This window comes from Prauserella isguenensis (assembly GCF_014191605.1).
In the GTDB taxonomy this organism is placed as follows: Bacteria; Actinomycetota; Actinomycetes; order Mycobacteriales; family Pseudonocardiaceae; genus Prauserella; species Prauserella isguenensis.
In genome coordinates, this window is record NZ_JACHWU010000001.1 from 822,711 (window position 1) to 835,471 (window position 12,761).

The window sequence follows — 12,761 nt, forward strand, 5'->3', positions numbered from 1 at the left end:
GGCCGACACCCACGTTAGATAAGCTGACGACCCAGGTCAACTTCGGTGTTCCACCGCCGGGAAGGTGAAGCATGGCCGACGAGCCAGAGCCCGCGGGGTCGCGATTGCGCGCCGACGCCAAGCGCAACGCCGGGCAGATCCGCCGTGCCGCGATCGATGCGTTCCGGGGTCGAGGACTCGCCGTGCCGCTGGAGGACGTGGCCAAGGCGGCGGGCGTGAGCAAGGCGACGGTGTTCAACCGGTTCGGCGGCCGGGTCGGGCTGATCGAGGCCGTCATCGAAGAACTCGTCGCGAGCGAGTTGTACGCCATCGTCGACCGCGCGCGAACGATCGCGAACGTCGGCGAGCGGATCGCGTACTACATCGCCGCGATCCGCGAGCTCCAGTACCACCAACCCGCCGCCAACGACGTGCTGCTGCAGCTGTATCCGGAATCGCAGCAGCTCATGGCGATCTGCCACGTCGCAGGCGAATTCAACGCCGAGCTCATCGCCGCGGGCCACGCGTCAGGAGAGCTCAGGCCGGATTTCCGGGCCGACGATCTGGAAGCCCTCGTGCACGACGGTGCGCTCGCGCTCAAGTACGGCACCCGGCCTCCCGCGGCAGACTACGACCGCCGCACCACGTTCCTCCTCGACGGAATCCGCCGGTCTTGACGCCAGTGGCCGTCAGCTGGGCCGCCAGACCCGCCCCTCGACGAGGTCGTTGAAACCCAGCCAGGTCAGGTTCATCAACCACGACGCGAGTACGCCGGGCGACAGATCCGGGTGGTCCAGCCACCAGTCCGCGAGCGCTTCGGCAGCCCCCACCAGCGCGGCCGCGAGGCCCTCCCCGGAGAACTCAGCCTGCTCCCCGAGGCCCTTCCGGGAGCCCTCGGACACGACGAGCTTCGCCACCATCTCGATCGCATGGGAACGCAACGCGTTGATCTCCGATGCGAAGGTGCCGCCCACGGCCAGTGCCTGCTGGTGCAGCACCGTCCACGACGCGCGGTGCTCGGCGACGAACCCGTAGAACGCTCGCAGTCCCGTCCAAAGCTGCATGTCGGCGGCGGCCTCGACGTCGATGCCCGTCTGCACGGCGTCGATCAACCGGTTCGCCTCGCGGCGGATGCACTGGAGGAACAGGTCCTCCTTCGAGCCCAGGTAGCTGTAGATCATCGGCTTCGACACGCCCGCGACCTCGGACACCTCGTCCATCGATGCGGGGTGGTAGCCGTGGCGGGCGAACACCATGACGGCGGCGTCGAGGATCTGCTTCTCCCGCACCGCCCTGGGCAGGCGCTTCGATTTCTCCGCCTGCGGCCGGCTCTCCGTCACGCTTCCTCCCTGTCGATGTACGCGTCGGCGTCGCGCAGTGCACCTATGGCGGGACCCTGCACCGGTGCTCGGGTGTCCAGCGTCCCTGCGACAGACCGCTGCGTAACCTTACGCGGCGCCTGCCGTCGGTGTCCGTGAGAACCGCGCGCGACTCTCGTCGACGTGTCGAACCGGATTCGCCTCCACCCGTCCCCGGCGAGCCGGCCTGGGGCAAGGATCCGCCGCCCGCGGGTTCGACGGTACCTGCTGCGTACGGTGGTGCGCTTGGCGGAAACTGTTTCCGGGTGAGAATTTACCGGCTGCTAGAAATTGTATGGGTGAAGAACGCCTCGCCGCCTGCTCGTCGTCTGGCTGCTGGAAAATGGGGGTGATCAACCGTTTGAATCTGCCTTCTCGAGCATGTCGGTTCGGACGAGGACGGTGCTGTTGTGCCACCGTTGCGAGAAGGCGTGTCCGTCCACGGTTTCCGGGTGTTTCGGGGTGGGCCGGACCTCGCCCGCTGTGATCGGTTCGCAAGCGATGCCGTCCGCGTTCCGGGCGGGGTCCGAACACGTCGTCGTGACGTCCCGAGCGACAAGGGGTGCGGCGGCCGTGAAATGGGAGGACCCCGCGCGCCCGGTCAGTCGGGAGGGTGGGCGCGCGGGGCTTCTTCCGCCGCATCGCCGGCCCATGGGAGATCCGGGCGGACCGGCGGCGCGACGTTCCGGAAAATCCGGTTCGCTCGAACCTAAGCCGAGTGGCGTTTCGTTGCCATCGGCCATTCGGGGCCTGGCTCGATATGTGCTCGATGCATGTTTCGTGGGAATCCGAGAATGGTCTGTCCCCGCCTGTCGAGTCACAATCCTGGTGTCGGCCAGGAATGCGTTACGATGCGAACCTTTTCGCCGGAAGTGTCTCGCTCGACAGTGATGTGGAGCGTGCCGATGAGGATCTTCTCATCTGGTTTTCATCGGAGGTGCGGGAACGTCTTCGTAGGATTCGTCGTATGCGAACACGGAAGGTCGCCGCGGTTGTCGCCGCGGCTGCAGCGGTCGGGCTCGCGTCGGCGGCGTGCAACGAGGCCGAGCCCGCTAACGACAACGGCGGGAACCAGCAGCAGACCACTCGGCAGGACGCCACCACGGCGCCCACGAATGAGCCAGGGTCCGACGACAGGGACGACAGGGACGACAGGGGCGGCCGGGAAGGCAACGACCGCGACGATAACGGCCGCGACGACCGCGACGACCGCGACGACCGAGATGGCCGGGACGACAACGACGACCGAGACGACCGGAACGACAACGACGACCGGGACGACCGCGACGACCGAGACGACCGCGACGACCGGAACGACAACGACGGCGGTTGACGCGTGAACACCCGGACCGGCGCCGCTCCGCCGAAGCGGTGAGCGGGGCCGGGCCACGTTGCCGGGCTGTATACCCCTGAGTAACCTGTCGCCGTGCCGACGGGAAGTGTGCTCGACGAGTTCGCGCGCAGCATCGACGTGGGGGTGCTGAGTACCGAGCAGTTCCTCCGGGTGCTGGAGACGCTGCACATGCTGGACGCGACCGGGTCGGGCATCGAGCTCAGCTCGTTGTCCACGGAGGTGCTTGCCGAGGTCGTGGCCGGGGCGTCGAAGGAGCAGCTCCGCGGGTTGGCACGGCACCCGCAGCTACGCGCGCTGTTCCTCGAAGAGGTGTTCCGCCGCATGGCCGACCACTTCGACGCCGAACGCGCAGGTGACGCCGACATCGTTGTGACCTGGCGGTTCCCCAACGGTGACGACTTCGACCGTTACCAGACGGTCATCGAGGACGGGCGTTGCGTGTCGACCGCGGACTGCGTGCTCACGCCCGATACGACGATCACGGCGCAGTTCGAGGACTTTCTCCGCGTGGCCACCGGCAACGCCCGCCCGGCGTCCCAGTTCGTGAGGGGGAGGCTCAAGGTCAAGGGCGACTACACGCCCGCCGTGCGCATGCTCGGCTTCTTCGACCTTCCCGGGGCGGCCTGACAGCCGCTCACACGGTCTCGCCGTAGGCGACGATCTCGCCGCGCTGCCCGAACGCGACCCGCTCGTTGTAGGCGATCTCCCAGCGGTTGCCCTCGGGGTCTGCGAAGTAGGCCGACCTGCCGCCCCACTTGCGTTCCTGCGGTTCGGCGACGGCTCCACCGCCCGCCCACAGCGCCGTCTCGTAGGCGGCGTCGACCTTCTCGGGGCTGTCGACGTTCACGGCCAGCGTGAACCCGGCACCGTACATGCCACTGCCCGTCTCCTCGGCGAGTGCGGCGCGCGGATACAGCGCGAGCACGACGCCGCCGAGCAGGAAGCCGGTCCAGTCGTCGCTGCTGCCGGGCACCTCGTCCCAGCCGAGCGCACGATAGAACTCGCGGAGCTCGCCGATGTTCCCGGCGGCCACCGTGACCACGCTCAGCTGCGGCGGCACGATCCGTTCGGCCTCGGTGATGGTGGGTTCGTTCGCTTCGGTCATGGCCACCGATTGTGCCCGCACCGGATGTGCGGTCGACCACCCACACCCGGTGCTGTCGAGCTGGTGCGAAGATGACCGGTTTGGGTGGATGTCGTGGCGCCGGGCTTCACACGGTGATCACGACCAGGATCAAAACGGGCGTCGCGTACGTTGACCCGATATGGCCGTTCTGCTGTTGCTGTACGTGATCGCCGAGGTGGCCGCCGTGTGGACGGTGGCGTCACTCATCGGCTTCCTCCCGACCATCGGACTGCTGATCGCGGGTGCGTTCGTCGGGTCGTGGCTGGCACGCCGCGAGGGAGGCAAGGCGATGCGCGCGTTCAGCGCGACGGCACGTTCCGGGAAGTCGCCGCACGAGGAGATCACCGACGGCATGCTCGTCGGAGTCGGCGGCATGTTGATCCTCCTGCCCGGGTTCGTCAGCGACGTCATCGGGCTGCTGTTCCTGATCCCGCCGACCCGGAAGGTCGTGCGGCGGGGATGGCTGCGTCGCGCCGAGAAGCGGGCACCGGTGGGTGGAGCCGCGCACGGAGGCGGCCCGTTCGGTCCCGGCATGCGCAGCCGGGTGATCGTCGTCGACAGCGAGGTCGTGTCCGACGGCCCCGACGCGGACGGCAAGTCCGGCGAGCGTGGCCGCTCCGGCGACGACGACCGCGACGACGGTCCGCCCCGCATCATCGAAGGCTGACCCCGCCCGCGGCGCCGCGTGGTTCGCGACGCCGCAGGCCGGCGATCCTTACGTCGAACAGCGCCGTCCCCGGAGCGCGCAACACGGGCCCCGGAATCCGCAACACGGCTCCCGGAGCGCGCAACACGGGCCTCGGGGTGGTCGTCAGCTGCGGGCGTGGGCGTCCAGGAAGTGGGCGACGGCCTCGGTGACCCGGGTGGCCTGCGGGATGTGCAACCACTCGTCGGGTACGTGGGCGTTCGAGTCCGGCCCGAGCGCGCCCGTGACGAGGAACTGCGCCTCCGGGTACTTATCGCCGAGCAGGCCCATGAACGGGATCGAACCGCCGAGTCCGCTGGTGCGCCACGGTGCGTCGAACACCGTGGTGCTCACCGACTCCAGGGTCGACGCGAGCCATGGTGCCGCGTCGGGTGCGTTCCACCCGTCGGCGGCTTCGATGCCGGACAGCTCGACCGTCGCGCCGTATGGCACGTCCGTGGTCAGCGCCTTCTTGATGGCGTCGAGCGCAGCGGCGGAATCGGCCGTCGGCGGCAGCCGGAAGCTCAGCGCCAGCGTGGAGGCCGACCGCAGCACGTTGCCCGCGTCGTCGGGCTCGGGGAACCCGGACGCGCCGATGATCGACAGCGTCGGCCGCCACGCGTTGTTCAGCAGCAGCTCGACGTCGTCGCCCGCCACCGGCTGCGTCGATCCGTGCAGTGGGAACGCGCCCGCGACCGAGCCGGGCGGGGTGACCTCGGCCGTCGCGCCCGCCTCGGTGACCCGGTTCTGCGGGATCGACACGGTGCACTCGGGCAGCAGCACCTCACCGGTGGCCGAGTCCTCGATGCGGTCGAGCAGAGTCCGCAGGACGCGGAACGAGTCGGGCACCACCCCGCTGGCCAGGCCGGAGTGTTGCGACGAGTCGAGCACACGCACCGTTACGTCGACCTGTGCGAGACCGCGCAGTGAGGTCGTCAGCCACAGCCGTTCGTAGTCGTTGCCGCCGGAGTCGAGGCAGACCACGAACGTGACGCGGCCGAGCCGGTCCGACAGGTGCTCGAGGTAGGCGGGCAGATCGGGACTGCCGGACTCCTCGCCCGTCTCCAACAGGACGACGGAGCGCGCGTGCATGCCCCCGCCGGCGCGGACGGCTTCGAGCGCAGCGGTCGCGGCGTAGCCCGCGTACCCGTCGTCGGCGGAACCGCGGCCGTACAGCTTGTGCCCGTCGACCACCGGCGTCCACGGTCCGAGGCCCTCGGACCAGCCACCGACCGGCGGCTGCTTGTCCAGGTGGCCGTAGAGCAGAACGGTGCCCGCGTCCTCGGCGCCCGGCGTCGGCGGGACGTCGAGCAGCAGCACCGGACTGCGGCCTTCGAGCCGGACGACGTCGATGGTCGCTCCCGGGATCTGCCGGGCCTCCATCCAGGTGCGTACGTGCGCGATCGCGGCGTCGAGGTGGCCGGAGGTCTCCCATTCGGCATCGAATCCCGGCGACAGTGCGGGGATCTCGACGAGGCCGGACAGGCTGGGCAGGATCTCTTCCGACCACGTCTTCCGGACGGTGTCGGCTACGGTTCGCTGTTCCACGTCACCCATCCTGCCACTGCGTTTTCCCGGCAACCGGCCCGCTGCGGAACGCGATGGACCACGCCGCCGGGCGCGCCTCACGCCCTCGCGTGCGCGTCGAGGATCCGCGCGACGGCCTCGGTGACGCGTTCGGTCTGCTCGAGGTGCAGCCATTCGTCGGGCACGTGCGCGTTGTTGCCGGGGCCGCGAGGTCCGGTGACGACGAACTGCGCGTCGGGGTAGGCGCGGCCGAACATGCCGAGGAACGGAATGGTCCCGCCCAGACCGAGCGCCCGCCACGGCAGGCCGAACACCTCGTCGCCCACCTCGTCCAATGTGGACTCCAGCCACGGCGTGCGGGGACTCGCGTTCCAACCGGACGCCGCGTCGGCCCTGGCGACCTCGACCTGCGCTCCGAACGGCGGATCGGTGGTGAGCACCCGGGTCAGCGCGGCAAGCGCCGTGTCGGCGTCGACCGTGGGTGGCAGGCGGAAACTGAGCTTCACGGTGGTGTACGGCCGCAGCACGTTGCCGCCTCCGGCAGTGGTGGCAGCCCGTCGGCGCCCAGGTCGAACGAGATCATCCCGCGCAGCGACGTCGCGAGCCACAGTCGTTCGTGGTCGGCGCCGGAGGTGTCGAGGCAGACGACGAGGCCGACCTCGCCCAGTCGCGGTCGCAGGTGTTCCAGGTAGGCGCCGCGGTCGCGGCTGCCGGACTCCTCACACGTCTCCAGCAGCACGACCGTGCGCGCGTTGGCGCCGCCGCCGGCGTGCAGCGCCTCGAGTGCGGTCGCGGCCGCGTATGCCGCGTACCCGTCGTCGCCTGCGCCGCGGCCGTACAGCCTGCCCTCCTTGATCACGGGCGTCCACGGCGCGAGGCCTGCCGACCACTCGCCCGCCGCCGGTTGCTTGTCCAGATGGCCGTAGACGACGACGGTCTCGTCGGTGGCGGGTACGTCGAGCAGCAGGACCGGCGTCACCGAGTTGTGACATGGATCGCTCACACTCGCGCGGCGTGCGACCGGCCGGTCACGGGCCGTCGTGGGGCCGCGGCGCCGGTGCTGGCCACGGGCGGGATGGACAACAGACTTTCGGCGGCCTCATCGTCGGTAGTCCGAGTATTTTCCCAGTTCACGGCGGCATTGGCGGCAAAGATTCGGCCACGGGCCCTCCGCAAACCTCCCCCGTTCGTGCCAGGATGACGACGTGAACCGTCACCGCCGACGGACACCGGCGCGGCCACACCACAGGTACGTGCCGGCGGTGCCGGCGGCGAGCCGTCGCGGTCGCCACAAGCGGCCGAGCGGCACGACCTGGAGGAGAAACCATGCCGTCCCCAGAACAGTGGACGCGACCGGACCCGGGCGCCGGCCCCGCCGCGACAGCGGCACAGCCATCCCCGGAGCAGGTGATCGCGGGTTTGCGAGCGACAACCGAAGGCGGTGCCGAGCTGACGCAGCTGCTCACGCCGGAAGGCGAGCGGCTGGCCGACAGCCGGTTCGACCCCTACCTCGCCGACATCGACGCCGAGGCACTGCGCGGGCTCTACCGCGACATGGTGCTCGTGCGCAGGGCCGATCGGGAATCCAACGCCATGCAGCGCCAGGGCCAGCTGGGCATCTGGGTTCCGCTGCTCGGGCAGGAGGCCGCGCAGGTCGGTTCCGGCCGCGCGCTGCGGCCCGCCGACATGGCGTTCCCCAGCTACCGCGAACACGGCGTCGCGTACACCCGCGGCATCGACTTCCGTGAGCTGCTGGGCATTTTCCGCTGCACCGACCACTCGGGCTGGGACCCGGCCGAATACGGCTTCCACCCGTACACGATCGTCATCGGCAACCAGGTGCTCAACGCCGCCGGGTACGCCATGGGCCAGAAATTCGACGGGAAGGTCGGCAACGCCGACGACGCCGAGAACGAGGCCACGATCGTCTATTTCGGCGACGGCGCGACGAGCCAGGGCGACGTGCACGAGGGTTTCGTCTGGGGCGCGGTCTACGACGCGCCGGTCGTCTACTTCTGCCAGAACAACCAGTGGGCGATCTCCGAGCCGACCGAACGTCAGTCGCGGCTGCCGCTGTACCAGCGCGCCCGCGGTTACGGCTTTCCCGGCATCCGGGTCGACGGCAACGACGTGCTGGCCTGCCTGGCCGTGACCAGGTGGGCGCTCGACGAGTGCCGCCACGGCAACGGCCCGGTGCTCATCGAGGCGTTCACCTACCGCATGGACGCCCACACCACGACCGACGACCCGACGCGGTACCGGCTCTCGGACGAGCTCGAGGCGTGGAAGCTGAAGGACCCGATCGAGCGTGTGCGTGCCCACCTCGCGCGGGCGGGCGGCACCGAGCAGGACTTCTTCGACGGTGTCGACGCCGAGGCCGACGAGTTCGCCGCGCAGTTGCGCGACTTCTGCTTCACCATGCCCGATCCGCCACCGGAACGGATCTTCAGCGAGGTGTACGCCGACACCCCGGCCGCACTCGACGCCCAGCGCGAGGAGTACCTGAACTACCTCGCCGGTTTCGCGGGAGGTGAGCACTGATGGCGGCACCCGCGGCATCCCCTGTGGACACCCAGGCGGCGAACACGCAGACCATGACCATCGGCAAGGCGCTCAACAACGGGCTGCGGGCGGCGATGGAGGCCGACCCGAAGGTGCTCGTGATGGGCGAGGACGTCGGCAAGCTCGGCGGCGTCTTCCGCGTCACCGACGGGTTGCAGAAGGACTTCGGCGAACACCGCGTGCTCGACACGCCCCTCGCGGAGTCGGGGATCGTCGGCACGGCGATCGGACTGGCCGTCCGCGGCTTCCGGCCGGTGTGCGAGATCCAGTTCGAGGGCTTCATCTTCCCGGCGTTCGACCAGATCTCCAGCCAGCTGGCCAAGCTGCGCTACCGCACGCAGGGCAAGCTCAAGGCCCCCGTCGTCATCCGCGTGCCCTTCGGCGGCGGCATCGGCGCGGTCGAACACCACTCCGAGTCGCCGGAGTCGTTGTTCTCGCACATCCCGGGGTTGAAGGTCGTCTCGTGTTCGAACCCGGTCGACGCCTACTGGATGATGCGGCAGGCCATCAGCTCGGACGATCCCGTGATGGTGTTCGAGCCGAAGAAGCTGTACCACTCGAGCGCGCTGAAGGCCCCGGTCGACACCACGGCCACGCCCGATCCGCTGCACAGCTCGCGGGTCGTGCGCCACGGTGACGCGGCGACGATCGCCGCCTACGGGCCCTCGCTGCCGGTCGCGCTCGACGCGGCCACGGCCGCGCAGGAGGAGGGTCGCAGCCTCGAGGTGATCGACCTGCGCACGCTGTCGCCGCTCGACCTCGGGCCGGTGTTCGAGTCGGTGCGCCGCACGGGCAGGCTCGTCGTGGTCAGTGAGGCGTCGTCCGAGGTGTCGCTGACCTCGGAGGTCGCGGCGCGGGTGCAGCAGGAGTGCTTCTACTCGCTCGAGGCCCCGGTGCAGCGCGTGACCGGGTTCGACACCCCGTATCCGCCCGCCAAGTTGGAGGAGCACTTCCTGCCCGACCTCGACCGGGTGCTCTACGCCGTCGACAACGCCCTGGAATGGTGAGGAGGATCCATGCCTGAGTACAAGCAGTTTCCCCTCGCCGACACCGCCGAGGGGCTGACCGAGGCCGAGATCCTCGGGTGGAAGGTGCAGCCGGGCGACGAGGTGACGGTCAACCAGATCGTCGTCGAGGTCGAGACGGCGAAGGCGGCCGTCGAGCTGCCCATCCCGTGGGCGGGCGTCGTGACCGAGCTGCTCGTCGAGCCGGGGCAGACGGTGGAGGTCGGCGCGCCGATCCTGACCGTCGACGTCGACCCGCACGGTGCCGCTCCCGCGTCGGACGCCGGATCGACCGGCTCCGTCAACGGAACAGCCGCCGAGTCGGGTGAAGGCGCCGAGTCGGACGAGGGCGCCGAGATGAAACCCCTCGTCGGCTACGGCTCGAAGGCCGCCAGCACGAAGCGTCGTCCCCGCACACCCGCGGCGGGTTCCGGCTCCGGTGGGTCCGGTGCTCCCAGCGCGAACGGCACGGGCACTAGCGGTTCCGGGGCGAACGGGTCCGCACCGGCGGCGCAGGCAGCTCCCGCATCTCCGGCTCCGCAGTCCCCGGCTCCGCAGTCCCCGGCTCCGGCGGCCGCGCAGGCTCCGGAGTCGGACGTGCCGGGGTCGGACGTGTCGGGGTCGGACACCCGCGGCGGGTACGTGCCGCTGGCGAAGCCGCCGGTGCGCAAGCTCGCCAAGGACCACGGCGTGGACCTGCGCACGTTGACCGGCTCCGGCAACGGCGGGGTGATCACCCGCGATGACGTGCAGCGGGCCTGCGAATCGCCAGAACAGCCTGTCGCGGCGACCGCTCCCACCGCCGACGGTGCGCGCGAACACCGCGTCCCGATCAAGGGTGTGCGCAAGGCTACGGCCGAGGCGATGGTGCACAGTGCGTTCACCGCGCCGCACGTCACGGAGTTCCTCACGGTCGACGTCACACCGATGATGGAGCTGCGGCAGAAACTCAAGTCCCACCCGGAGTTCGCGGGCGTCAAGCTGACGCCGCTGGCGTTCGCGGCGAAGGCGGTGTGCCTGGCGGCCAAGCGCACGCCCGAGGTCAACTCGCTGTGGGACGGCGACGCGGGCGAGATCGTGTTCAAGGACTACGTGCACCTGGGGATCGCCGCCGCGACCCCGCGGGGACTCGTGGTGCCGAAGGTCCGCGACGCCGACGGGATGTCACTGCCGAAGTTGGCGGGTGCCATCGAGGAGCTGACGACGACGGCCCGTGACGGCAAGACGCAGCCCGCCGACATGTTGAACGGCACGTTCACGATCACCAACGTCGGCGTGTTCGGCGTCGACACCGGAACGCCGATCATCAACCCCGGTGAGTCGGCGATCCTGGCGGTCGGGGCGATCCGCGACATGCCGTGGGTCGTCGACGGCGAGTTGGCCGTGCGCAAGGTGATGCAGTTGTCGCTGAGCTTCGACCACCGCGTCATCGACGGCCAGCAGGGTTCGCAGTTCCTCGCCGACGTCGGAGCACTGATGTCCGACCCGGCGATGGCGATCACCTTCTAGCGCGGGCAATCCCCAACGAGGTGCGGCCCCCGACGAGGTGAATGCCCCCAAGGCGCCCCAAGGGCACCTTGGGGGCGTTCAACGCTCCGAATCGTCCCCTCGCGCCGGCGTCACCGAGGCCTCGGGGCGCCGTCGGGCACCCCTCGCGTGTTTTGCGTTTGCGGCTGGGATCGGCGCGCGCCTCACGGGCGCGTGCTCGTCCGAGAGCGGGTTCAGCGGTCGCCGGTGCCGCGGGCGGCGAGGGCCTCGCCGAGCTGGTCGGCGTGGCGCAGGGTTCTGACGAGGAACGGCACGACGAACGCTGTCGGGCTGCGGTCGGCGCCGCGCGCCTTCGCCGCGGCCCGCACCTCCCCCGCGATCCCGGACAGCGTGGCGATCGCCTGCACCGTCAGCCCGACGAGCAGGCCGACCATCTCGGGACGCACGCCGAACCGCTGCAGCGGTCGTACCACGCGTTCCACAGTGGACACGACGTCGTCGACGCGCGTCGTCAGCGTGAACAGGCTCGCCGCGGCCAGTGCCGTCACGAGCCGCAAACACACGACCGCCGCGGTCGTCGCACCGAGCAGCCACCACTGCACCGCGAACACCACCACGGACACGATCACCAGCGTCCGCACCAGCGGCCACCACCGTCGCCGCGGCACCCGAGCCACGACGTAACCAGCCAACACCGCGGCCAGCGCTCCGCCGAGCCACCACGGCGAGTCGAGGAGGACCACGGCGGCCGCCAGCGCGACGACTGTGAGGAGTTTCGGCCCGGCCGGTGCGCGGTGCAGCACGCTTCCACCCGGCTCGTACAGCCCGAGCGGCGTCACGCCGTCCACCCCGCGGCCGACCCGAAGGGCACCTTGGGGGCATCGAAGGCAGTCACGCGACAGCGTGCCGATGAGGGGTGGTGGCCGGGCCGGCGGGCGGCAGCTCCGACGGTTCCCTTCATCAGGCGTTGCGTCGGCCTCGTCATGACACCAGGTTCCGGTAGTAGCGGACGGCGGCGGCGGGCTCGTCGTCGGCGACCACGCGGCCATCGTCGAAGACGAGCACGCGGTCGAAGTCGTCGAGCAGGTCGAGGTCGTGGGTCACGAGCACGACCTGTTGACGCAACAGCCCCAGCAGCTCCGTGAAGCGGCGTTTGTTGCGCAGATCCAGCAGCGTCGTCGGCTCGTCGCACACCAGCACGTCGGGATCGAGGACGAGCATGGAACACAGCGCCAGCAGCTGCTTCTGACCGCCGGAGAGCTGGTGCGCGGGGTGCTCCGGGTCGAGACCGTACTCGGCGAGCACCTCCGCGGCCCGCGCAGCTCGCTCCTTTTTGGACAGGCCGCTGCCGCGTAGTGAGAACGCGACGTCCTCACCCGCTGTGGGCATGACGATCTGCGAATCGGGGTTGGTGAACACGAACCCGACGTGTTTGCGAACCTTGCGCCCCTCCGACGCCGTGTCCAGGCCGTTCACCCGGACGTGTCCGCGGGTCGGCACGACGAGGCCGTTGATCATCCTCGCGACCGTCGACTTGCCCGAACCGTTGGCTCCCACGAACGCCACGCGCCGCTGGTCGAGCTTCGTGTCCACATCGGACACGACGGGGTTCGTGTCGTAGGTGTGACCGACACCGTCGAACTCGATCACCGCGCACCCGTTCCCATCACGGCGCCAC

12 protein-coding genes and 1 pseudogene are annotated in these 12,761 nt (G+C 69.9%); 7 read left to right on the top strand and 6 right to left on the bottom strand.

Going from position 1 to position 12,761, the window contains the following annotated elements; all coding sequences use genetic code 11:
- Window positions 1-71: 71 nt before the first annotated feature.
- The gene (locus tag FHS23_RS03780) at window positions 72-656 is read left to right on the top strand and encodes a TetR/AcrR family transcriptional regulator (protein WP_183647780.1); all 585 of its coding nucleotides are present in this window, start codon (window positions 72-74) and stop codon (window positions 654-656) included.
- 12 nt (window positions 657-668) lie between these two features.
- Here FHS23_RS03780 and FHS23_RS03785 read toward each other — a convergent pair whose 3' ends face one another.
- On the bottom strand, window positions 669-1,319 hold the full coding sequence (locus tag FHS23_RS03785; RefSeq protein WP_183647783.1) for a TetR family transcriptional regulator: 651 nt from the start codon (window positions 1,317-1,319) through the stop codon (window positions 669-671).
- Window positions 1,320-2,304: 985 nt separating this feature from the next.
- Here FHS23_RS03785 and FHS23_RS03790 point away from each other — a divergent pair.
- Both FHS23_RS03790 and FHS23_RS03795 read left to right on the top strand, forming a co-directional pair.
- The gene (locus tag FHS23_RS03790; protein ID WP_183647786.1) at window positions 2,305-2,670 is read left to right on the top strand and encodes a hypothetical protein; all 366 of its coding nucleotides are present in this window, start codon (window positions 2,305-2,307) and stop codon (window positions 2,668-2,670) included.
- A gap of 93 nt (window positions 2,671-2,763) precedes the next feature.
- The gene (locus FHS23_RS03795) at window positions 2,764-3,318 is read left to right on the top strand and encodes an SCP2 sterol-binding domain-containing protein (RefSeq protein ID WP_343053619.1); all 555 of its coding nucleotides are present in this window, start codon (window positions 2,764-2,766) and stop codon (window positions 3,316-3,318) included.
- 7 nt (window positions 3,319-3,325) lie between these two features.
- Here FHS23_RS03795 and FHS23_RS03800 read toward each other — a convergent pair whose 3' ends face one another.
- Window positions 3,326-3,796, bottom strand: coding sequence for a VOC family protein (locus tag FHS23_RS03800; protein WP_221218944.1), 471 nt, complete (start codon window positions 3,794-3,796; stop codon window positions 3,326-3,328).
- Between the two features lie 160 nt (window positions 3,797-3,956).
- On the opposite strand from FHS23_RS03800, the gene FHS23_RS03805 reads away from it, so the two are divergent.
- Window positions 3,957-4,484 carry an FxsA family protein gene (locus FHS23_RS03805; RefSeq protein ID WP_183647789.1) on the top strand — a complete coding sequence of 176 codons (528 nt, stop codon included), beginning with the start codon at window positions 3,957-3,959 and terminating at the stop codon, window positions 4,482-4,484.
- A gap of 144 nt (window positions 4,485-4,628) precedes the next feature.
- On the opposite strand, the gene FHS23_RS03810 is transcribed toward FHS23_RS03805, so the two are convergent.
- Together FHS23_RS03810 and FHS23_RS03815 are read right to left on the bottom strand one after the other, a co-directional pair.
- Window positions 4,629-6,059 carry a M20/M25/M40 family metallo-hydrolase gene (locus FHS23_RS03810; RefSeq protein ID WP_183647792.1) on the bottom strand — a complete coding sequence of 477 codons (1,431 nt, stop codon included), beginning with the start codon at window positions 6,057-6,059 and terminating at the stop codon, window positions 4,629-4,631.
- A 68-nt stretch (window positions 6,060-6,127) separates the two neighbouring features.
- Window positions 6,128-7,005: pseudogene (locus FHS23_RS03815) on the bottom strand (M20/M25/M40 family metallo-hydrolase); the annotation flags it as partial.
- Window positions 7,006-7,355: 350 nt separating this feature from the next.
- On the opposite strand from FHS23_RS03815, the gene FHS23_RS03820 reads away from it, so the two are divergent.
- The 3 genes from FHS23_RS03820 to FHS23_RS03830 are packed head-to-tail and all read left to right on the top strand — an operon-like array spanning window position 7,356 to window position 11,104.
- Window positions 7,356-8,570: a thiamine pyrophosphate-dependent dehydrogenase E1 component subunit alpha gene (locus FHS23_RS03820; RefSeq protein WP_183647795.1), complete on the top strand. Its 1,215-nt coding sequence runs from the start codon at window positions 7,356-7,358 to the stop codon at window positions 8,568-8,570.
- Complete coding sequence (locus FHS23_RS03825) at window positions 8,570-9,598, top strand: alpha-ketoacid dehydrogenase subunit beta (RefSeq protein WP_183647798.1); 1,029 nt, start codon at window positions 8,570-8,572, stop codon at window positions 9,596-9,598. The genes FHS23_RS03820 and FHS23_RS03825 overlap by 1 nt, the downstream gene beginning before the upstream one ends.
- Before the next feature lie 9 nt (window positions 9,599-9,607).
- On the top strand, window positions 9,608-11,104 hold the full coding sequence (locus FHS23_RS03830; RefSeq protein ID WP_183647801.1) for a dihydrolipoamide acetyltransferase family protein: 1,497 nt from the start codon (window positions 9,608-9,610) through the stop codon (window positions 11,102-11,104).
- A 212-nt stretch (window positions 11,105-11,316) separates the two neighbouring features.
- Here the strand turns inward: FHS23_RS03830 and FHS23_RS03835 are convergent, their stop codons facing one another.
- On the bottom strand, window positions 11,317-11,922 hold the full coding sequence (locus FHS23_RS03835; protein WP_343053620.1) for an energy-coupling factor transporter transmembrane component T family protein: 606 nt from the start codon (window positions 11,920-11,922) through the stop codon (window positions 11,317-11,319).
- Between the two features lie 142 nt (window positions 11,923-12,064).
- Window positions 12,065-12,733: an ATP-binding cassette domain-containing protein gene (locus tag FHS23_RS03840; RefSeq protein ID WP_183647808.1), complete on the bottom strand. Its 669-nt coding sequence runs from the start codon at window positions 12,731-12,733 to the stop codon at window positions 12,065-12,067.
- Window positions 12,734-12,761: the final 28 nt, after the last annotated feature.